A 21,946-nucleotide genomic window follows, 5' to 3' on the forward strand; every position below is an offset into this window, starting at 1 on the left:
CGCCCCGCAGTTTAGAGGAAGAGTCCGGGGCCCGGGCGACTTCCTTCGGGGAATCTGACGCCGACTTTGCCGATCTTGTTCCCGTCCATGACCGCGACGGTCCAAATGGTGTTGTTCCATTCCACCTGGTCGCCGACCACGGGCGCACCGCCGACTTTCTGGGTGATGAAACGACTCAGTGGCATGTCCGGGTCGATGCCCTCGAGCTTGAGCCCGTACAGGGCCGAAACCGCGCCCAGCTGGGCGTCGCCTTCCAGGACGAAGTCACCGAAGAAGCGCAGGTCGAGGCCCCGTTGTGGTGCCTGGCTGAACAGTTTGCCGAGGGCCGGCAAGTTGTGTTCATGGCCGATTACGCACAGCAGATCGTCGACTTCGAGCACCGTACTACCCGACGGATGGAGCAGTTGCTGGCCACGAAACAGCGCGGCGATCCGCGTGCCTTCGGGCATTTTCAGCTCCCGCAGGGCGGCGCCGATGCACCATTTCTCGGCACCCAGGCGGTAGACGAACAGCTCCCACTCGCTGGTGACGTGCACTTCCAGGGCCGCCCGGGAAATCGGCGCCGGCTCTGGCGGTACCGTCACTTTCAACAGTTTGGCGACCCACGGCAGGCTCGTACCCTGCACCAGCAACGACACCAGCACGATAAAGAACGCCAGGTTGAAGTACAGCTGCGCGTGGGGCAGGCCGGCCATCAGCGGGAACACCGCCAGAATGATCGGTACCGCACCGCGCAGGCCGACCCAGGCGATAAAGGCTTTCTCTCGGCCATGGAAGGCCTTGAACGGCAGCAGGCCGACAATCACCGACAGCGGCCGTGCGAAGAGAATCATCCACAGCGCCAGGCCCAGGGCCGGCAACGCGATGGGCAGCAAATCATGGGGCGTGACCAGCAGGCCCAGCACCAGGAACATGCCGATCTGTGCCAGCCAGGCCATGCCGTCGAGCATATGCAAAATGCCGTGCCGGCTGCGCACCGGGCGGTTGCCGATCACCAGGCCGCACAGGTAAACGGCGAGGAAGCCGCTGCCGTGCAGGGCGTTGGTCAGGGCGAACACGAAAAGGCCGCCGGAAATCACCAGGATCGGGTACAGGCCGTTGGCCAGGTTGATCCGGTTGACCATCTGCAGCATCAACCAGCCGCCGCCCAGGCCGATGATGCCGCCGATGCCGAACTCGCGGATCAGGTGGCCCAGCAGGCTCCAGTGCAGGCCGGTCTGGCCGCTGGCGAGCATGTCGATCAGGGTGACGGTGAGGAACACCGCCATCGGGTCGTTGCTGCCGGATTCGATTTCCAGGCTGGCGGTGACCCGTTCGTTCAGGCCTTTGCCGCCCAGCAGCGAGAACACCGCTGCGGCGTCCGTGGAGCCGACGATGGCGCCGATCAGCAGGCCTTGAATGATGTTGAGGTTGAACAGCCAGGCGGCTGCCATGCCGGTGAGGCCGGTGGTGATCAGCACCCCGACCGTCGCCAGGGACAACGCAGGCCAGAGGGCTACACGGAAACTGGCTACCCGCGTTCGCAGTCCGCCGTCGAGCAGGATCACGGCCAGGGCGAGGTTGCCCACGAGGTAGGCAGTCGGGTAGTTGTCGAAGATGATGCCGCCGCCGTCGACGCCGGCGATCATGCCCACGGCCAGGATGATCACCAGGATCGGAATCCCCAGGCGGGACGAAAGAGAACTCACCAGAATGCTCGCACCTACCAGCAACGCGCCGATCAAGAACAGGCTGTTGATGGTCGTCGCATTCAAAGGCAGTACTCCATGAGCAGGAAAGACGAGGCGCAAACTGACCATGCAGTCTGCGTGCCAGCGATTCTAACCTGTTGAATTGCTGTGCTGTCAAAAAGGTTTTGAATGGCTGGCGCATATTCAATGTGGGAGCGGGCTTGCTCGCGAAAGCGGTGTGTCAGTCGCGTTATGCGTAGCTGATCCACCGCATTCGCGAGCAAGCCCGCTCCCACATTTTTAGCCCTGCGGTATCCGTTAAAGCCTGAACCGCCCCACCATCCCGTTCAAATCCACCGCCAACCGCGACAGCTCACTGCTCGCCGCACTGGTCTGGCTGGCGCCGGTCGCCGACTGCACCGACAAGTCACGAATATTCACCAGGTTACGATCCACTTCCCGCGCCACCTGCGCCTGCTCTTCAGCGGCACTGGCGATCACCAGGTTGCGCTCGTTGATTTCAACGATGGCAGTGTTGATGGTGTCCAGCGACATCCCCGCACCCTTGGCGATGTTCAACGTCGATTCCGCCCGCTCGGTGCTGTTGCGCATCGAATCCACTGCATGCTCGGTACCGGCCTGAATGCTGCCGATCATCCGCTCGATTTCGCTGGTGGACTGCTGGGTGCGATGGGCCAGGGCCCGCACCTCATCCGCCACCACCGCAAAACCACGCCCGGCTTCACCGGCACGCGCCGCTTCAATCGCGGCGTTCAGGGCCAGCAGGTTGGTCTGGTCAGCCAAACCACGAATCACGTCCAGCACCTTGCCGATGTCCCGGGACTCTTCCGCCAGGTTGCCGATCAAGGTGGCAGTGGCTTGCACGTCGCTGCTCATGCGTTCAATGGCGCTGACGGTTTCCTGCACCAAATCACGTCCATCGCCCGCAGACGACGTGGCGTTCTTCGAGGCTTCGGAAGTGCTGACCGCGTTGCGGGCCACTTCTTCAACCGCGCTGGTCATCTCGTTCACCGCCGTGGCGGCCTGTTCGATTTCGTTGTTTTGCTGGGTCAGGCCACGGGCGCTTTCGTCGGTCACGGCATTCAGCTCTTCCGCGGCGGAGGCCAATTGGGTGGCCGAGCCGGAAATGCGCTGCAAGGTGTCCTTCAATTTGTCCTGCATCTTGGCCATTGCCAACAGTAGTCGGCCGGCTTCGTCGTTGCCTTCCACCTTGATCGGGCGCGTCAGGTTGCCTTCGGCGATTTCCTCGGCGGCATCCAGGGCCTGGGCGATCGGCAGGGTGATGCTGCGGGTCAGCAACCAGGCGAACAGCATGGTCAGCGCCGTGGCGAGGATCAGCAGGATCACCACCAGCTCAAACGCCATGTCGTACTGGTCGGCAGCTTGCTGGTTGGTGGCCAGCGCCATCTTGTTGTTGATGTCCAGCAGGCGGTTCAGTACGGCGTTGACCTGATCCGAGTTGTTCAGCAGCTCGGTATTCAGCAGCGTGCGCAGTTCTTCCACCTGATTGGCCCGTGACAGGCTCTTCATGCGCTCTTCAATCTGATGGTACTGGGCCAGCAGACGCACGTATTCATCGTAGGCAGCACGTTCTTCGCTGCTGTCGATCAACTTCTCGTAGACCGCCTGGGCCGTACGAATCTGCTGATTGCGCACGTCAAAAGACTCAAGGGTCTTTTGCTGGACGTCAGGCTCGCGGTTGGTCAGCAGGCGATACGACAGCACCCGCAGGCGCAGGGTCAGTTGAGTGAACTCGTCCAGGGCGCGAATGCTCGGCACGCTGCTAAGGGTGATGTCTTCCGTCGCCGCACGGATCTTGCTCATCTGGTTCAGGGCGAACACACCGAGAAACAACATCAGCGCGCCAATCAACGCGAAGCCGAGAAAGGCCCGCGGCGCGATATTCATATTACGAAGAGACATGTTGTGATCCTGGGGAGAAGCGCGATCCATGCGGGGTTTGAGCGGGGTGTCCATGACCTATCGGTCATACGACTAAAGTCTTGAGGGGGTGCGCGCTTTTGTCGCAGATCGGGGCGGGCCGACGGGATTCAGGAACCAGATGCCATAAATGCAGTCACTAAGGCTCGAAAGCGTGGCCTGCCCTGTAAAATCAAGGCCCCGCGCCAGGGATAACCCTGGCATCCGAGGTGAATTTTCTTTATCGTCACCGCCCTTTGAAAAAGCCCGAGAAATCAAAATGTTAGAAGCATCCCTCAGCCAATTGGAACAACTGGTCAGCGACCTGGTACAGCAGAACCAGGATCTGCTGGGCACCAACGAATCCCTCAAGGCCGAACTGGCTCGCGCCAAGGATGAAAACGACAGCTTGCAGCTGAACCTGATGGAACAGGAAGAAAAGCAGGGCGCCACCGCTGCCCGTATCCAGGCGTTGGTTGAGCGTGTGAGCGCAGGTCCTGTCAGCGCATGAATGAAGGGATAAAGGTCGTTTCGATTCTCGGTGAGGATTACTCGATCAAGGCACCGGAAGGGGAAGACAACACCCTGATGAGCGCCGTGACGATGCTCAAGGCATCCCTGGCCACCACCAAGAAAAAGTACCCGACGTTGATCGGTGACAAGCTATTGGTGCTGGCGGCGCTGAACCTGTGCGCCGAGCAGATCGAAATGCAAAAGCACCACCAGCAGGAACTCGACCGTTACCAAGAGCAAGTCAGCGCCACGGTCGAGGTGATTTCCAAGGCAATCGGAACGCCTTAGAACCACTCATCCTGCATCCCCAGGCACGTGTCATCGCGTGCCTCGAGAATCGCCAGTTCATGATGGCAGCCCGGTATTTCCCACGTCAGGAAGTACCGGGCGGCCTGGAGCTTGCCCTTATAGAAGGCGACATCGGCAGCATTGCCCCTGGCCAGCCCTTCCTCGGCGCGAATTGCCTGTTCCAGCCAGCGCCAGCCAATCACCGTATGCCCGAACACCTTCAGATACAGCGCCGAATTCGCCAGGCTGCTGTTGACCTTGCCCTGGGCGAGATCCGTCAGCAGGCCGAGGGTGACCTCTTGCAGGCGCGCCACCAGTTGTTCCAGCGGTTCCCGCAAGGCATTCAGCGACGGATACTCCTGTGCCCGTGCGCCGGTCTCGGCGATCAGGCGGATCAGTTGCTTCAAGCCCGCACCGCCGTTCTGCGCCAGTTTGCGCCCGAGCAAGTCCAGCGACTGAATGCCGTGGGTGCCTTCATGGATCGGGTTCAGGCGGTTGTCGCGGTAGTACTGTTCCACCGGGTATTCGCGGGTGTAGCCGTGGCCGCCGAGGATCTGGATCGCCAGTTCGTTGGCCTTCAGGCAAAACTCCGATGGCCAGGATTTGACGATCGGCGTCAGCAGGTCCAGCAGTTCGTGGGCCTGTTTGCGCGCAGCTTCGGTTTCCAGGGTGGTGGTGTCGTCGAACAGGCGCGCGGCGTACAAGCCAAGGTCGAAGGCGCCTTCCACGTAGGCTTTTTGGGTCAACAGCATGCGTTTGATATCGGCGTGCTGGATGATCGACACCGGCGCGGTGTTGGGATCCTTGCTGTCGGGCAAGCGGCCTTGGGGACGTTCACGGGCATATTCCAGGGAGTACAGGTAGCCGGCGTAACCCAGCATCACCGCGCCCATGCCCACGCCGATCCGCGCTTCGTTCATCATCTGGAACATGCAACTCAGGCCCTGGTGCGGCTGGCCCACCAGGTAGCCGACGCACTCGCCGTTATCGCCGAAATTCAACGCGGTCGAGGTGGTGCCACGCCAGCCCATCTTGTGAAACAGCCCGGCCAGCAGCACATCGTTGCGCTTGCCCAGGCTGTCGTCGTCGTTGACCAGGAACTTGGGCACGATAAACAGCGAAATGCCCTTCACCCCGGCAGGTGCGTCCGGCAGCTTGGCCAGAACCATGTGCACGATGTTTTCCGACAGCGGGTGATCGCCGCCGGAGATGAAGATCTTGTTGCCCTTGAGGCGATAGCTGCCATCAGCCGCCGGCTCTGCGCGGGTACGAATATCCGACAGCGATGAGCCCGCATGGGGCTCGGTCAGCGCCATGGTGCCAAAGAAGCGGCCTTCGATCATCGGTTGCAGGAAGCGTTGCTTCTGCTCCTCGGTGCCGAAGCTCTCGATCAGGTTGGCGGCGCCCATGGTCAGGAACGGGTAGGACGTGGATGCGGCGTTGGCCGACTGGAAGTGGGCGAAACACGCCTGGGAGAGCAGGGTGGGCAGTTGCATGCCACCGGCTTCGAAACTGCGGGCGGCGTTGAGAAAACCGGCTTCGAGGAAGGCATCTACCGCCGGTTTCACCTCGGGAATCAGAATCGCCTGACCGTTTTCGTAGCGGGGCTCGTTCTCGTCGCCCTTGCGGTTATGCGGGGCGAAGAACTTCTCGGCAATGCTGCGGGCGGTGCCGATGGCGGCGTCGAAGGTTTCACGGTTGTGTTCGGCAAACCGCTCGCGCTGGGTCAGGCCCTCGGCATCGAGGACTTCGTACAGCTCGAAAGCCAGATTGCGGGAACTGAGCAGCGTCTCGGACATGGCGGCTTACCTGTGTGGGAATGGGCCTGAGTCTAAGTGCGCAAATAGAGGCTGGATAGCAAGATTGATCTGGGTGATGGAGGGGCAAAACAACAGCGGTGAGTTGCAAACACGGTCAGTGTGGGAGCGGGCTTGCTCGCGAATGCGGTGGATCAGTCAGTACATCTGGCGACTGACACTGCGCATTCGCGAGCAAGCCCGCTCCCACATTTTGACCGCGTTTCGTCAGTTAGCCGATGGTCATCAGGCTGGCGTTACCACCCGCAGCAGCAGTGTTGACGCTCAGCGCCCGCTCGATCACCAGGCGCTCCAGGGCAATCCCGGTTTCGCCCGAAGACAAACCGTGAACCCCGACAATCGCCCCGCCACGCTTGGCCACTTGCTGGCAAACCCCGCGCAGTTGGTCGGAATCGCCGTGATGCAGCACGGCATCAAACACGGTTTCATCCTTGGTCCAGTCAGCCACCCGCGTGATCTTCGCCTGAATATCCTTCGGCAAGCGTGCGAACACGGCCTTGGTCAATTCAGTTTCCGGCCATACCGCCGAGCCGCCGACTGCCAGCACGGCCGCCAGTTGCGTCAGCAGGTCGCCTTCCACTTCCGCCAGGCACAACACGTGCTCGCGGGGCAGGATGGCATAGCTGTTGCGCTCGCCGGTCGGGCCGGCCAGTTGGCGGGTGATACCGCTTTGGGATTGCGCGGCGAACTGCACGCACAGGGCGCTCAAGTCGCTGAGCTTGCTGCTGTCGGCCCAGGCTTTCAGGGCGGTCAGCGGCTTGCTCATGGCATCCCGCAGGCGAACATCCGGTGCGGCCAGTGCATCACCACGGACGAAGGATTGCTCGATGGCGTCCGTAGGACGGGTCGACAGCAGACGGTACAGATACAGCGGGCCGCCAGCTTTCGGGCCAGTGCCCGACAAGCCTTCGCCACCGAACGGCTGCACACCGACCACGGCACCCACGATGTTGCGGTTAACGTAGACGTTACCGGCATGGACGTTGTCGATCACCTTGGCGATGGTCTCGTCGATGCGGGTGTGCACGCCCAGGGTCAGGCCATAGCCGGAGGCATTGATCTGGCCGATAAGCTGGTCGATCTCTTTGCGCTTGTAGCGCACCACGTGCAGCACCGGGCCGAAGATCTCCCGTTGCAGTTCGTCGAAGCTTTCCAGTTCGATCAGGGTTGGCATCACGAACGTGCCGCGCTTGATCTCTTCGCTATCGGCAATCGCGACCTGGTAAACGTTGCGGCCTTTGTCGCGCATGGCCTGGATATGTTTCTCGATGCCAGCCTTGGCTTCGGCGTCGATCACCGGGCCGATATCCACCGACAGGCGCTCCGGGTTGCCGAGGCGGCATTCAGCCATGGCACCTTTAAGCATTTCGATGACGCGGTCAGCGGAATCTTCCTGCAAGCACAGTACGCGCAGGGCCGAGCAACGTTGGCCGGCACTGTCGAAGGCCGAGGACACTACGTCGATCACCACTTGTTCGGTGAGCGCCGAGGAGTCGACGATCATTGCGTTCTGGCCACCGGTTTCGGCGATCAGCGGAATCGGACGACCCTGTGCATCCAGACGGCCGGCGACACTGCGTTGCAGCAAGCGCGCAACCTCGGTGGAACCGGTGAACATCACGCCCTTGACGCGATCATCACCCACCAGGCGCGCACCGACGGTTTCGCCCTGGCCCGGCAGCAGTTGCAGCACGCCTTCCGGAATCCCGGCTTCCAGCAGCAGGCGCACGGCTTGTGCGGCCACCAGCGGCGTTTGTTCGGCAGGCTTGGCCAGTACCGGGTTGCCGGCGGCCAGTGCAGCGGCGACCTGGCCACTGAAGATCGCCAGCGGGAAGTTCCACGGGCTGATGCACACCACCGGGCCCAGCGGGCGGTGAGCGTCGTTGGTGAAATCGTTGCGAGCCTGCACCGCGTAGTAACGCAGGAAGTCCACGGCTTCACGCACTTCGGCGATGGCGTTGGCGAAGGTCTTGCCGGCTTCGCGGGCCAGCAGGCCCATCAGCGGCTGGATCTCGCCTTCCATCAGGTCGGCGGCACGTTCCAGGATCGCGGCGCGTTCGGCGGGCGGGGTGGCCTGCCAGATTGGCGCAGCGTTCAGGGCGCACTGGATGGCGTTGTCGACGTCTTCGACAGTTGCTTCCTGTACGTGGCCGACGACGTCACGCAGGTCAGAGGGGTTCAGCACCGGCACAGCGGCTTCATTGCTGGAAGCGCAACCGAGCATCGGCGCGGCTTTCCAGTTGTTATGCGCGGTAGCCAGCAAGGCGCAGGACAGCGACGCCAGGCGGTGTTCGTTGGCCAGGTCGATACCGGCGGAGTTGGCGCGCTCGGCACCATACAGGTCACGCGGCAGCGGGATACGCGGGTGCGGCAGGCCGAAGCCGCCTTCCAGCGTCGCCATCTGCTCGATGCTGGCCACTGGATCGGCCACCAGCTCCTGGATCGAGATGGATTGGTCGGCAATACGGTTGACAAACGAGGTGTTGGCGCCGTTTTCCAGCAGGCGACGCACCAGGTAAGCCAGCAGTGTTTCGTGGGTGCCGACGGGTGCGTACACGCGGCACGGACGGTTCAGCTTGCCTTCGGAGACCTTGCCTACAACCTGCTCGTACAGAGGCTCGCCCATGCCGTGCAGGCATTGGAACTCGTACTGGCCGGGGTAATAGTTCTGACCGGCAATATGGTAAATCGCCGACAAGGTGTGAGCGTTGTGGGTGGCGAACTGCGGGTAGATAACTTCCGGTACCGAAAGCAGTTTGCGTGCGCAGGCAATGTAGGAAACGTCGGTGTACACCTTGCGGGTGTACACCGGATAGCCTTCCAGGCCTTCGACCTGGGCGCGCTTGATTTCGCTGTCCCAGTACGCGCCTTTTACCAGGCGGATCATCAGGCGGTGGCGGCTGCGGCGTGCCAGGTCGATCACGTAGTCGATCACATACGGGCAACGCTTCTGGTAAGCCTGGATCACAAAACCGATACCGTTCCAGCCCGTCAGTTGCGGCTCGAAGCACAGTCGTTCCAGCAGGTCGAGGGACAGCTCCAGGCGATCGGCTTCTTCGGCGTCGATGTTCAAACCGATGTCGTATTGCTTGGCCAGCAGGGTCAGCGACAGCAGGCGCGGGTACAGCTCGTCCATCACGCGCTCGTACTGCGCACGGCTGTAACGCGGGTGCAGGGCCGAGAGCTTGATGGAAATGCCCGGGCCTTCATAAATCCCGCGACCGTGGGACGCCTTGCCGATCGAGTGGATGGCTTGTTCGTACGAGGCCAGGTATTTCTGGGCGTCATGTTCGGTAAGTGCGGCTTCACCGAGCATGTCGTAGGAATAGCGGAAGCCCTTGGCTTCGAACTTGCTCGCATTGGCCAGGGCTTCGGCGATGGTTTCGCCGGTGACGAACTGCTCGCCCATCAGGCGCATGGCCATGTCGACGCCCTTGCGGATCATCGGCTCGCCGCTCTTGCCGATGATGCGGCTCAGGGACGAGGTCAGGCCGGCTTCGTTGTGGGTCGCGACCAGTTTGCCGGTCAGCAACAGGCCCCAGGTGGCGGCGTTGACGAACAGCGACGGGCTGTTGCCCAGGTGCGGGTGCCAGTTGCCGGTGCTGATCTTGTCGCGGATCAGTGCGTCGCGGGTGCCCTTGTCCGGGATGCGCAGCAGCGCTTCGGCGAGGCACATCAGCGCTACGCCTTCCTGGGACGACAGGGAAAATTCTTGCAGCAGGCCCTGGACGATGCCTGCACGGCCGCCGGCGCTTTTCTGATTGCGCAGTTTCTCGGCGATCGAAGAGGCGAGCTTGTTGGTGGCCTCGGCCATTGCCGCGGGCAAGCGAGCCTGCTCGATCAGCATCGGCACCACTTCCGGCTCCGGGCGACGGTAGGCGGCGGTGATCGAGGCGCGCAGTACGGATTGCGGCAGGATGCTTTCGGCAAATTCCAGGAAGCACTGGTGGGCGTGGTCGGTCTGGACCTCGCCGGCTTCTTCCGCGTCCTTGCTGCCCAGGCCGTTGAGCTCGGCCAGGGTTGCACCACCCTCGAGTTTCTCCAGGTAATTGAAAATCGCCTGCTTGATCAGCCAGTGCGGCGTGCGATCAATGGAGGTCGCGGCCGCCTTCAGGCGCTCGCGGGTCGGGTCGTCAAGTTTGACCCCAAGGGTGGTCGTAGCCATCTTTTTATCCTCATGGGTGCCACTACTGCGTGGCATCAGCTGGCGGCAAGATTAGCTTTGCGCCGAGAGAGGTGCAACCGGGTGCAACCCTTTTTATCCATGAATTTTTTGATGCTGATCGGGAAAAATTATCGCCGCAGCCGAATCGGCTGCGCCTTGGTGCATTTGCTTCTGACTTCGGCTGCTCTTGCTCCGAAAAGGAGCAAAAACACGGTGTTTTCCACAAAAAACATCGAGGTGCAACTTATTCTCAAGAAACTGGTTGCACCTTATTTGCTTTGTTGAATAGCATTCGCGCCCAAGGTGCAACCTCTTACTGACGGTTCATCGGCTGATGGCTTTCCTGGGGAAACGTCAGTCATAAATGCGCGGCGCCAGGCTTCGTCTATCCACTAGCAAAGTGGATGGCCGTCCGGACAGACCGCCGCTACATAAAAACAAAGCCAGGGCGTAACTCAATGAGCGTAAGTAATCCTACCCTGATCACATTTGTGATCTATATCGCTGCCATGGTGCTGATCGGCTTTATGGCCTATCGCTCCACCAACAACCTTTCCGACTACATCCTCGGCGGTCGCAGCCTCGGCAGCGTGGTTACCGCGCTTTCGGCCGGTGCCTCGGACATGAGCGGCTGGTTGCTGATGGGCTTGCCCGGCGCGATCTACATGTCTGGCCTGTCGGAAAGCTGGATTGCCATCGGCCTGATCGTCGGTGCCTACCTGAACTGGCTGTTTGTAGCCGGCCGCCTGCGGGTGCAGACCGAGCACAACGGCGACGCCCTGACCCTGCCGGATTACTTCTCCAGCCGTTTCGAAGATAAAAGCGGCCTGCTGCGAATCATCTCTGCGGTGGTGATCCTGGTGTTCTTCACCATCTACTGCGCTTCCGGCATCGTGGCTGGCGCCCGTCTGTTTGAAAGCACCTTCGGCATGTCCTACGAGACCGCGCTGTGGGCCGGTGCTGCCGCGACCATTGCCTACACCTTCGTCGGTGGTTTCCTGGCCGTGAGCTGGACCGACACAGTGCAAGCCACGCTGATGATCTTCGCCTTGTTGTTGACCCCGATCATCGTGCTGCTGGCCACCGGTGGCGTCGACACCACCTTCCTGGCGATCGAAGCGCAGAACCCTGACAACTTCAACATGCTGAAAAACACCACCTTCATCGGCATCATTTCGCTGATGGGCTGGGGCCTGGGTTACTTCGGCCAGCCGCACATCCTCGCGCGTTTCATGGCGGCGGATTCGGTGAAATCTATTGCCAACGCACGTCGCATCTCCATGACCTGGATGATCCTGTGCCTGGGCGGCACCGTGGCGGTGGGCTTCTTCGGTATCGCCTACTTCTCGGCGCACCCGGAAGTCGCCGGTCCCGTGACCGAGAACCACGAGCGTGTGTTCATCGAGCTGGCCAAGCTGCTCTTCAACCCATGGATTGCCGGTGTGCTGCTGTCGGCCATCCTGGCGGCGGTAATGAGCACCCTGAGCTGCCAGTTGCTGGTGTGCTCCAGTGCCCTCACCGAAGACTTCTACAAAACCTTCCTGCGTAAAAACGCCTCCCAGGTCGAGCTGGTATGGGTCGGTCGCGCCATGGTGCTGTTGGTGGCGCTGATTGCCATCGCCATGGCCGCCAACCCGGAAAACCGCGTACTGGGCCTGGTGAGCTACGCCTGGGCCGGTTTCGGTGCTGCGTTCGGTCCTGTGGTACTGATCTCCGTACTGTGGAAAGGCATGACGCGTAATGGCGCATTGGCCGGCATCCTGGTGGGTGCGATCACCGTGATCGTGTGGAAGCACTTCAGCCTGTTTGGCCTGTACGAAATCATCCCGGGCTTCATCTTCGCCAGCCTGGCGATCTACTTCGTGAGCAAGCTGGGCGCTCCGACGGCTGGCATGCTTCAGCGGTTTGACGCAGCCGAGGCGGATTACAACCTCAACAAGTAATCGGCGGGGGCTTGAATGCCCGCTGAAGTGAAAACGGCCCGCATCTTTTGGATGACGGGCCGTTTTTTTGCCTTCCAGATCTCGCAGTGTTGTTTTCACAGATTCAGATGATCACTGAAGTAAACGGCCAATTTAAGGGCTCGCCTGGTGGCTGTGAGCGTTGAATGTGAGGCGGTTTTTATACTTTGGGAAAAGGGCTACAAACTACCGTCAGCTATCTGACAGTAGTTTGTGAAAGGGCATCCACCGATTTTGAATTCGTGGTTTTTCAGTCGTGGTCAGTGTCCGGCTGGTTGAGAAAAATCAGCACACCCAGGATCGCCATATAGAACTTGAACGCCGCTTCCTGGCCGTTCCACTGATGGGATTGCCACATCAGGAACCACTCGCCGCCGATCACCATAAAGCCGAAGAACCACACCACGAAACCCAGGGTCAGCCCGACGATTGCGCTTTTCTTGGCGCGATTGAAGTCGATACCTGTGGCACGACGAGCCCGCCACAAGGCCAGCGCTCCACGCGCCAGCAGCACGGCCGTCAGGGCTTCACCGGCGATGATCAGCCAATATGCACCGTGCCACAGCCATGGGGTGGTGATGGCGCGATACATCGCGGCGTTGCCGGGGAAGGTGGTGTCCATGCTCAGCACATGTTTGACGAAGGCAAAGTTGGAGCCGTAGTCGGTGATGTTGCTGAAGGCCACGAGTGTGGCGAAGGCTGCCAGGGCAAGGGTCAGGACGATTTTTGCGTAGCGGGTGGCCATGTTTTTTCCATTGTCATGGGGCGACGGGGGACGAATACGCTAGCACGCTGGTGGTAGGGCTTCGATGCCTGATACATGAAGATTAAAGCGCCTGCGATGTAGGGATTTACTGATTTGCCTGCAGCGCACTCAGCTCGGCAAACAGCTGGTGCAGAATCGGCCACCCACTACTCGCAGAGAAACACCAGATGTTCGCTCCTGCCAATCAAAGTGCCTTTAGCCTGACCCTCGACGGTGTGCCCAGTGATCTCAAGGTACGTGAGTTCACGGGCGATGAATTCGTCAGCCTGCCCTATCGTTTTGACCTTGAACTGGTCAGCGAGCAACCCGACCTTGACCTGGAAAGCTTGATGCATCGCCAGGCGTTCCTGGGGTTTGATGCGCATGGCCATGGTATTCATGGCCAGGTCTATCGGGTGGCGCAAGGCGACTCGGGCAAGCGCCTGACGCGTTATCAGATCACGCTGGTTCCGCAGTTGGCTTATCTTGAGCACAGCGCTCACCAGCGGATTTTCCAGAACCGGACGGTGCCGCAGATCATTGCACTGGTGCTGGAAGGGCAGGGTATCCAGGCGGATGCCTTCTCGTTTCAACTGAGCGGGGTGTACCCCGAGCGTGAGTACTGCGTTCAGTTTGGCGAAACCGATCTGGCGTTCATCCAGCGCTTGTGCGCCGAGTCGGGCATTCACTACCACTTCCAGCATCACCCCGAGCGCCACCTTTTGGTGTTCGGCGATGACCAGAGCGTGTTCGCCCAGCCTGAGCAAGCCACTCAATACGCGGCGGGTTCGGGGATGGTTGCCGACACGCCGGTGATCAAGCGTTTTACCCTGGGGTTGAAGACCCGTACCACCGATGTGAATCTGCGGGACTACGACTTCAGAAAGCCACGCCTGAGCTTGGAAAGCACGGCGTCCGGCGGCCAGCGTCCCATGCTGGAGGAACAGTGTTATCCCGGGAATTTTACGGATCGCGCTCATGGTAAATACCTGGCGCAACGTAGGTTGGAGCGCCATCGCGGTGACTTTCGCCAGGCCAGTGGCCATAGCGACCAGCCGTCCCTGGTCAGCGGGCAGTTCCTGAGGATGGGAGGGCATCCTCGCCAGGAATGGAATGATTTGTGGCTGGTCACCCAGGTGACGCATGCAGGGCGCCAGCCTCAGGTGCTGGAGGAGTCGACCATCGACGCCTCAGGTGATGAATCGGCTCAGGGCTACAGCAATCACTTTGTCGTAACGCCATGGGAGGTGCCGTTTCGAACACCGCTGCTGGTATCGCGACCGCCGGTGTCTGGCTATCAAAACGCCGTGGTTACAGGGCCGGCAGGCAGCGAGATCCATTGTGACGAGTATGGCCGGGTCAAGGTGCAGATGGCCTGGGATCGCGCCGGGGAGCACGACGAACATTCCAGTTGCTGGCTGCGGGTGGCCAGTGGCTGGGCCCATGAGCACTACGGCTCGGTGTTGATCCCGCGGGTAGGCATGGAGGTGCTGGTGGGTTTCGTCGACGGCGACGCCGACACGCCGCTGGTGGTCGGTTGCCTGGCCAATGCCGCCACGCCGGTGCCGCTGGACCTGCCAGCCGACAAGACCCGCAGCATCTTCCGTAGCCAGACCAGCCCCGGCGGCGGTGGCTACAACGAGCTGCGCATCGAGGACCGCAAGGGTGCCGAGGAAATCTACCTGCGCGCCCAGCGCAACTGGACCCAGCATGTACTGCACGACCAGCACGTGCAGGTCGACAACCAGCGCGACGTGATCGTCAAAGGCCTTGATCGTCACGAGCTTCAGGGCGAAGAACAGCGCACCACCCACGGCAACCGCCTGACCGAACTCAAGCAGGACGATCACCTGATGGTCGCGGGCTCCCAGCAGGTACGTGCCGGGTTGACCATTCACATCGGTGCCGGGAAAAACGTCGTTATTGATGCGGGTGCCAGCGTGACCCTCCAGGCCGGTGGGCAGTGGATCAACGTTTCGGCGGGCGGGATTTTCAGCAGCACGCAAATCCAGCTTGGCGGCGCCCCGGCACCGGCGGGAGCGCCGCTGACGCCGGGGCTGCAGGAAAAGTTGCTGGCGGTAATACCTGCACCGTTGAGTGCCGTCCAGGTGTTAAGCCTGAAGCGCAGCGCACCCTTTTGCGAAGAGTGCGAGCGCTGCAGGAATGGCGTGTGCAATACGCCCCTGCATCGCAATACATCACTGCCCGCGGGTGCGCCATGATTTCTCCCGGGCAGTGGCTTGAGGCTGCGCCGTTGCAGGCGGGCGAGCAGTTGTTTGTGGTGATGGGCAATGCCAGCGACTGCAAGCCGCTCGATGCGTGGCGGCGTACCGACGGACGTGCACTTAGCCCCATCTGGGCGGGTAGCGAGTATGCAGCGTGGGAGGAGGTCATGCCCTACGTCGCGGTGGTCGCCGTCGACAGCGCTTTTTTGAAATGGGCCGCTGAATGTGAAGGTATCGACTGGGGTTGGCTGGCGGTGTCGTCCTGTTCCTTGCACACCGTCGTCGAGCATCTGCGCAGCCTGACCAAGGTACTGTTGCCGGAAGGGCCGGCGGTGTTCTTTCGCTTCTGGGACGGTGCTTATGTCCTGCCTGTGTTGCAGGCGCTGGGGCCACAGGCAAAGGAGTTGCTCCCGGTGTTCAGTCGCTACTGGATCAATGGTCGCCAGCATGAGGTAGCGGTTACGGCAGCGGGAGCGGCAAAGCCCGGCCCATGGTGGCAAGTGCCGCCGCATGTTCTCCAGCACCTGGGTGAGCAATCGAGCGTTACGCAGGTGGACAACCTGTTGCAATGGCTGGAAGAACAGCGCCCGGACCTATACAGCGCCTTTGTGCCAGCGACCTTGAAGCACAAGGTCGCCTACTTCGTGCGCCGGCCGGATGTCAGCCATCAGGCGCTGGCCGCCTGGCTGGCCTCAGAGCTGGGTTGAGGTCAGCGACTGCTGCAGGTCCTCGATCAGGTCTTCAATGGCCTCGATGCCCACCGACAGGCGAATCATCTCCGGCTTCACCCCGGCCTTCGCCTGCTCCTGTTCATTCATCTGGCGATGGGTGGTGGACGCCGGGTGGCAGGCCAGGGACTTGGCATCGCCAATGTTCACCAGGCGCTTGAAGATCTGCAGCGAATCGTAGAAACGCACGCCTGCCTCATAACCACCCTTCAGGCCGAAGGACAGAATCGCCGACGGTTTGCCCTGCATGTATTTCTGCGCCAGGTGATGGTGGGGGTGATCCGGCAGGCCGGCGTAGCTGACCCACTCCACCAGTGCGTGGTCTTGCAGGAAGTGGGCAATCTTCAAGGCGTTTTCGGTGTGGCGCTCCATGCGCAGGGCCAGGGTTTCCAGGCCTTGCAGCAGCAGGAATGCATTCATCGGCGCCAGGGCCGCGCCGGTGTTGCGCAGCGGCACGGTACGGGCGCGGGCGATGAACGCCGCCGGGCCGAATTTTTCGGTGTAGACCACACCGTGATAGGCCGGCTCCGGCTGGTTGAGGCCGGGGAATTTCTCCGGGTACTGGGTCCAGGGAAAGGTGCCGCTGTCGACGATCACGCCACCCAGCGAGTTGCCGTGGCCGCCCACGTATTTGGTCACCGAATGCACGACGATGTCCGCGCCGAACTGGATCGGCTTGCACAGGATTGGCGTGGCCACGGTGTTGTCCACCATCAGCGGCACGCCACGGGCATGGGCGACGTTGGCCAGGGCTTCGATATCGATGATATTGCCTGCCGGGTTGCCGATGCTCTCGCAGTACACCAGTTTGGTGTTGTCATCGATCAGCTCGGCGATGGCTTCGGCGGAGTCGTCACGGGCGAAGCGCACGTCAACGCCGAAGCTCGGCAGCAAGTGGGCGAACAGGGTGTAGGTGCCACCGTACAGCTGCGGGGTGGTGACGATGTTGTCACCGGCACGGGTCAGGGTCTGGATCGCGTAGTGGATCGCCGCGCTGCCGGCCGACACCGCCAGGGCCGCGATGCCGCCTTCGAGTGCTGCGATGCGTTGCTCCAGCACGTCGTTGGTGGGGTTCATGATGCGCGTGTAGATATTGCCGGGCACGTCGAGGTTGAACAGGTCGGCGCCGTGCTGGGCGTTATCGAATTCGAAAGCGACGTTCTGGTAGATCGGCACGGCGACGGCCTTGGTAGTCGGGTCCGACTTGAAGCCATGGTGCAAAGCGATGGTGGCGTCTTTCATGAGTTGTTATGACCTCCATGGATAATTGCTCGCCACAATAAATCCGCTTTCGCACCGCCAATTAGACTATTTTCGGCAGCGCCCCTGTGTTTGCGGCATAAGCGCCACCTGACGCGCAGCCCTGCACCTTTGCCTGCGTAAAAGGTAAACTTCGCCCCCTGCGCAGGAGCAACCATGAATTATCGTCACGCCTATCACGCCGGCAACCACGCCGATGTCTTCAAACACCTGACCTTGACCCGCCTCATCGCCCTGATGTCGCGCAAGGAGCAGCCGTTTGCCTATCTCGACACCCACGCCGGCATTGGTCTGTACGACCTGCAGGGCGACCAGGCGAACCGTACCGGTGAATACCTGGAAGGCATCGCCCGCCTGTGGGGCCAGGCCGACCTGCCGCCGCTGACCGCCGATTACATGCGTGTGCTGCACGAGATGAACCCGGATGGCGAATTGCGCTACTACCCGGGTTCGCCGGAGCTGGCGCGACGCCTGACTCGTCCTCAGGACCGCGTGCTGCTCAACGAAAAGCACCCGGAAGACGGCCTGCTGCTCAAGGACAACATGAAGGGTGATCGTCGGGTGAAAGTCCACCTTGGCGAAGGCTGGCACGTGCCACGGGCATTGCTGCCGGTGCCGGAAAAGCGTGCGTTGATGTTGATAGACCCGCCGTTCGAGAAGCTCGACGAGATGCAGCGCTGCGCCGCGTCCCTCAAGGAAGCCGTGAGCCGGATGCGCCAGACAGTGGCTGCGATCTGGTACCCGGTGAAGGACCAGCGCATGCTGCGCCGCTTCTACCAGGACCTGGCCGGTACCGGTGCGCCGAAGTTGCTGCGGGTGGAATTGCTGGTGCATCCGCTGGACACGCCCAACACCCTGACCGGTTCGGGTCTGGCGATTGCCAATCCGCCGTGGGGGCTGGAGGAGGAGTTGCGTGAGCTGCTGCCGTGGTTGTCCAAGCAGCTTGGGCAAACCCAGGGTGGCTGGCAGATGGATTGGCTTATCGCCGAGTAAGCCAATCTCAAGGTATTGAAGACCCAATGTGGGAGCGGGCTTGCTCGCGAATGCGGTGTATCAGAAACACATTCAGTGACTGACACTCCGCTTTCGCGAGCAAGCCCGCTCCCACATTTTTATCGGTGTCGCTCTTAGATCGGGCAGGTCACGCCGGTGCCGCCGATTCCGCAGTAACCCTGCGGATTCTTCGCCAGGTACTGCTGGTGGTACGCCTCGGCGAAATACACCGTCGGCGCTTCTTCGATTTCGGTGGTGATGGTGCCCAGGCCGGCCTTGGTCAATTCCGCCTGATAAGCCTCTGCGCTGGCCTTCGCCGCCTCCAGGTGCTCCGGCTTGACCGCGTAGATCACCGAGCGGTACTGGCTGCCGATGTCATTGCCCTGGCGCATGCCCTGGGTCGGGTTGTGCAGTTCCCAGAACATTTTCAGCAGCTCTTCGTAGCTGATCTTGTCCTGGTCAAACACCACCAACACCACTTCGCTGTGGCCGGTCAGGCCCGAGCAGACTTCTTCATACGTCGGGTTCGGCGTGTAGCCGCCGGCATAGCCCACCACAGTGCTGACCACACCGTCGCGCTGCCAGAAACGACGCTCTGCACCCCAGAAGCAACCCAGGCCGAAGATCGCAAACTCTACGTTGTCGACAAAGGGGCCCAGCAGGGGGTTGCCGTTGACGAAGTGCGTCTCGGGCAGCGACATCGGGGTTTCACGGCCAGGCAAAGCTTGTTCTTGAGTGGGAAGCACGTTTTTATTCACCAGGATTTCCGAGCGCAAGACCATGATCAGTCCTCTCAGTCAGATTGAGTTACAAGTAAGAGTTCAGACTGCCAGTGTGCCCGAGTGTTACCGCGCTGTCAGGCGATTGGCCCGCGAGGGTAGCGTTTAAGCATCGTCATCAGCTCGGCCCCCGGGATTGGCCGGTCGAACAGGTAGCCCTGGCCGACGTCGCAACGGTGGCGGCGCAGGAACGCCAGCTGCTCGGCAGTCTCGATGCCTTCGGCCACCACCTTGAGCTTGAGGTTGTGGGCCATGGCGATCACCGCCGAGGTGATTTCCATGTCGTCCTGGTTGTCCGGGATTTCATGGATGAAGCTGCGATCAATCTTGATGATGTCGATCGGGAATTTTTTCAGGTAGCTCAGCGACGAGTAACCGGTACCGAAGTCATCCATCGCCAGGGTCAAGCCGAAACTCTTCAGTTGGTCCAGTTGCAGGCGCGTGTCTTCGGTGGCTTCCAGCAGCAGGCCTTCGGTCAACTCCAGTTCCAGCAGGTTGGCCGGCAACTGTTCTTCCTTGAGGATCGTGGCAATCGAGGCCACCAGGTCCGGGTCGGAAAACTGCTTGGGCGACAGGTTGATCGCCACTTGCAGGTTGCCCATGCCGGCGGCGGTCAGCTGTCGGCTCATGCGGCAGGCCTGGCGGGCGATCCATTTGCCGATGGGGATGATCAGCCCAGTCTCTTCCGCCACGCTGATGAATTGATCGGGGCGGATCATGCCCTTTTCCGGATGGTTCCAGCGTAACAACGCTTCCATCCCCAGCAGACGACCGCTGCGCAGGCACAGCTTGGGCTGGTAGAACACGTCCAGTTCGTTCTGGGTCAGGGCGCGGCGCAGGTTGTTTTCCACGAACAGTTTGTAGCTGGCTTCGGCATTCAGCGCTTCGGTAAATACCTGCACCTGGTGTTTGCCGTTGGCCTTGGCCTTGTGCAGCGCCAGGCCTGCGTTGCGCATCAGGGTCTGCGGGTCGCGGCCATGCAGCGGCGCGCAGGCGAGGCCCACGGAGCCGGTGACGCTGATCAGCTGGTTGTCGACGAACATCGGCTTGTCGAGGGTGGCCAGCAACTGGCTGGCGACCTGCTGGCCGGTTTCAAGGTCGGTATCGTCCAGCAGCACGGCAAATTCGTTACTGGCAAATCGCGCCAGGCTGCCACTGGCGGTCAGGCTGTTGCGCAGGCGCCGGGCCAGGCTGATCAGCAGCTTGTCGCCGGTCTGGTGGCCGAGGCTGTCGTTGATCCGCTTGAAGTTGTCGATGTCCACCAGCAGCAGGCTGATGGGGCTGTCGCTGTCCCGGGCAAAGCGTTCGTCCAGGTTGCGGATGAACGCCGGGCGGTTGCCCAGGTTGGTCAGGTTGTCGGTGTAGGCCAGCCGCTCGATGCGCTGCTGGGCCAGCTTGGTCTGGGTGATGTCTTCGTAGATGCCGATGTAATGGGTCAACTCACGGTTATCGCCATAAACCTTGGAGATCGACAACTGGCCCCAGTAGGGTTCGAGGTTTTTGCGCCTGCTCTTGAACTCGCCTTGCCAACTGTTGCTCTTGGCCAGGCTTGAAGGCGCGTCGAACAGCAGCTCGCTGAGGTTCTCCAGTGCCGGCAGTTCCGACAGCTGGTGGCCGTGGACTTCTTCGGTGCTGTACTGGGTGATCGCGGTAAAGCTGGGGTTGACGTATTCCACCACGCCGTCGCAATTGACCAGCAGGAACGCATTGGCGCTTTGCTCCACGGCTCGCTGGAACAAGTGCAGGGCACTGGTGGCGGTGCGGCGGTTGTGGTTGTTGATCACCTGGGCGAACTGGTCGGCCAGCTCGCCGGCAAAGGCGATCTCGTCGGACTGCCAGACGCGGGTGCTGCCACTTTGCTCCAGGCACAACACGCCGACCACGTTGCCATCGACGCGGATGCTGGCGTCGAGCATGGCGTGGATATCCCGCGGGCGCAGGCTCTCGGCCATCTCACGCGTGCGTGGGTCGCGCATGGCGTTGGTGGCGTCGATCGCACGGCTGGTTTGCAGGGCTTCCAGGTAATCCGGGAAGCCACTGGCATCGATAGACTCTGGCAGGTGGTGCTGCTGATCGGCGCGGTGATAAGCGGAAATCGGCACCAGATGCTGGTTTTCGAGGTTCCAGATGCTCGCGCAGTCGATCTGGTAGATATCGCAGGCACTGCGGGTGATCAGCTCGGCGGCTTCCTGCAGCGAGTTGTTGGTGCTGTAGCGCTGGCGGGCCAGCAGCAGGATCAACTCCTGCTGGGCGCGCACCCGCTCAAGGTGTTGCAGTTGTTCCTGCTGGGCGCGCTGGTTGAGTTCCAGGGCAATCTGCAAGCGGCTGTTCTGGCTCTCCAGGTCTGCCGCAGGGGCCGGTGGGAGATCACTGAACAGGCCGTCGACCACCATCAGGTAGCCGCGCAGCAGGTGACGATTGTGTTGTTTGTAGGCTTCACCCAGTTCCAGCAGGCTCAACGGGCCGTCGTTGGTGTGCAGGGTGTAGCGCACCAGGTAATGCGGGCTGATGGTCAGCTGTTCCTGGATCGCATCATGCAGTTGATAGCGCGCCTGGGGCTCCATCAGGCTGGCGTAGGGCGAGCCGATCAGGGCGCACAGTTCCATCGCGGGCAGGCCGAACTGGCGTTCGCAATTGGGGTCGAGGTACAGCAGGGCCCAGCTAGCCTCATTAAGCCGCTCGAAACGCAGCATACCGAGGCGCGAAGGCACCGGTAATTGCGTCACTACCTCGGCCGCCGTACGGGCGACATCGGGTTGGCTTTTCATGGGGAAACTCGCTTGGAAAAATGCGCATCGCGCCGGGCTCACGCCCTCTTTACTGTTGCCTGCGGCAAGGTTGCATCATGCAGCACAGGCTGA

Annotated in this window: 15 protein-coding genes; 7 read left to right on the top strand and 8 right to left on the bottom strand. The window is 61.3% G+C overall.

Annotated elements, in window-relative coordinates:
• Positions 1 to 11: 11 nt before the first annotated feature.
• Together HYE77_RS18625 and HYE77_RS18630 are read right to left on the bottom strand one after the other, a co-directional pair.
• Positions 12 to 1,754 (bottom strand): potassium/proton antiporter, encoded by a 1,743-nt coding sequence (locus tag HYE77_RS18625; RefSeq protein WP_003209410.1) that lies wholly within the window; start codon positions 1,752 to 1,754, stop codon positions 12 to 14.
• Between the two features lie 234 nt (positions 1,755 to 1,988).
• Positions 1,989 to 3,614 carry a methyl-accepting chemotaxis protein gene (locus HYE77_RS18630; protein ID WP_023659353.1) on the bottom strand — a complete coding sequence of 542 codons (1,626 nt, stop codon included), beginning with the start codon at positions 3,612 to 3,614 and terminating at the stop codon, positions 1,989 to 1,991.
• Positions 3,615 to 3,891: 277 nt separating this feature from the next.
• Between HYE77_RS18630 and HYE77_RS18635 the strand changes: the two genes are divergently transcribed.
• Positions 3,892 to 4,122, top strand: a complete 231-nt coding sequence (locus HYE77_RS18635; RefSeq protein ID WP_003209413.1) for a hypothetical protein — start codon at positions 3,892 to 3,894, stop codon at positions 4,120 to 4,122.
• Positions 4,119 to 4,412, top strand: coding sequence for a cell division protein ZapA (locus HYE77_RS18640; protein ID WP_003209415.1), 294 nt, complete (start codon positions 4,119 to 4,121; stop codon positions 4,410 to 4,412). Before HYE77_RS18635 ends, HYE77_RS18640 begins: the two co-directional genes overlap by 4 nt.
• On the opposite strand, the gene HYE77_RS18645 is transcribed toward HYE77_RS18640, so the two are convergent.
• Together HYE77_RS18645 and putA are read right to left on the bottom strand one after the other, a co-directional pair.
• On the bottom strand, positions 4,409 to 6,211 hold the full coding sequence (locus HYE77_RS18645; RefSeq protein WP_177069112.1) for an acyl-CoA dehydrogenase: 1,803 nt from the start codon (positions 6,209 to 6,211) through the stop codon (positions 4,409 to 4,411). The genes HYE77_RS18640 and HYE77_RS18645 overlap by 4 nt on opposite strands.
• Before the next feature lie 229 nt (positions 6,212 to 6,440).
• On the bottom strand, positions 6,441 to 10,394 hold the full coding sequence (gene putA, locus HYE77_RS18650) for a trifunctional transcriptional regulator/proline dehydrogenase/L-glutamate gamma-semialdehyde dehydrogenase (RefSeq protein ID WP_177069113.1): 3,954 nt from the start codon (positions 10,392 to 10,394) through the stop codon (positions 6,441 to 6,443).
• Positions 10,395 to 10,423: 29 nt separating this feature from the next.
• On the opposite strand from putA, the gene HYE77_RS18655 reads away from it, so the two are divergent.
• Both HYE77_RS18655 and putP read left to right on the top strand, forming a co-directional pair.
• On the top strand, positions 10,424 to 10,714 hold the full coding sequence (locus HYE77_RS18655; RefSeq protein ID WP_177069114.1) for a hypothetical protein: 291 nt from the start codon (positions 10,424 to 10,426) through the stop codon (positions 10,712 to 10,714).
• Positions 10,715 to 10,852: 138 nt separating this feature from the next.
• A complete protein-coding gene (putP, locus tag HYE77_RS18660) occupies positions 10,853 to 12,337 on the top strand; it encodes a sodium/proline symporter PutP (RefSeq protein ID WP_003209422.1) in 1,485 nt (494 codons plus the stop codon).
• A 268-nt stretch (positions 12,338 to 12,605) separates the two neighbouring features.
• Here putP and HYE77_RS18665 read toward each other — a convergent pair whose 3' ends face one another.
• On the bottom strand, positions 12,606 to 13,100 hold the full coding sequence (locus HYE77_RS18665; protein WP_008439179.1) for a DUF2165 family protein: 495 nt from the start codon (positions 13,098 to 13,100) through the stop codon (positions 12,606 to 12,608).
• A gap of 188 nt (positions 13,101 to 13,288) precedes the next feature.
• Here HYE77_RS18665 and HYE77_RS18670 point away from each other — a divergent pair, with 188 nt between their 5' ends.
• The gene (locus HYE77_RS18670; RefSeq protein WP_177069115.1) at positions 13,289 to 15,322 is read left to right on the top strand and encodes a type VI secretion system tip protein VgrG; all 2,034 of its coding nucleotides are present in this window, start codon (positions 13,289 to 13,291) and stop codon (positions 15,320 to 15,322) included.
• A complete protein-coding gene (locus HYE77_RS18675) occupies positions 15,319 to 16,032 on the top strand; it encodes a DUF4123 domain-containing protein (protein WP_023659354.1) in 714 nt (237 codons plus the stop codon). Before HYE77_RS18670 ends, HYE77_RS18675 begins: the two co-directional genes overlap by 4 nt.
• On the opposite strand, the gene HYE77_RS18680 is transcribed toward HYE77_RS18675, so the two are convergent.
• A complete protein-coding gene (locus HYE77_RS18680) occupies positions 16,018 to 17,295 on the bottom strand; it encodes an O-acetylhomoserine aminocarboxypropyltransferase/cysteine synthase family protein (RefSeq protein WP_177066702.1) in 1,278 nt (425 codons plus the stop codon). The genes HYE77_RS18675 and HYE77_RS18680 overlap by 15 nt on opposite strands.
• Positions 17,296 to 17,469: 174 nt before the next feature.
• Between HYE77_RS18680 and HYE77_RS18685 the strand changes: the two genes are divergently transcribed.
• Positions 17,470 to 18,306, top strand: a complete 837-nt coding sequence (locus HYE77_RS18685; RefSeq protein WP_003209435.1) for a 23S rRNA (adenine(2030)-N(6))-methyltransferase RlmJ — start codon at positions 17,470 to 17,472, stop codon at positions 18,304 to 18,306.
• A 134-nt stretch (positions 18,307 to 18,440) separates the two neighbouring features.
• On the opposite strand, the gene msrA is transcribed toward HYE77_RS18685, so the two are convergent.
• On the bottom strand, positions 18,441 to 19,088 hold the full coding sequence (gene msrA, locus HYE77_RS18690) for a peptide-methionine (S)-S-oxide reductase MsrA (RefSeq protein ID WP_003209436.1): 648 nt from the start codon (positions 19,086 to 19,088) through the stop codon (positions 18,441 to 18,443).
• A 74-nt stretch (positions 19,089 to 19,162) separates the two neighbouring features.
• Positions 19,163 to 21,853, bottom strand: coding sequence for a bifunctional diguanylate cyclase/phosphodiesterase (locus tag HYE77_RS18695; protein WP_003209437.1), 2,691 nt, complete (start codon positions 21,851 to 21,853; stop codon positions 19,163 to 19,165).
• Positions 21,854 to 21,946: the final 93 nt, after the last annotated feature.

Origin of the sequence: Pseudomonas sp. IPO3774 (assembly GCF_013386835.1) — a bacterium.
Lineage (GTDB): Bacteria > Pseudomonadota > Gammaproteobacteria > Pseudomonadales > Pseudomonadaceae > Aquipseudomonas.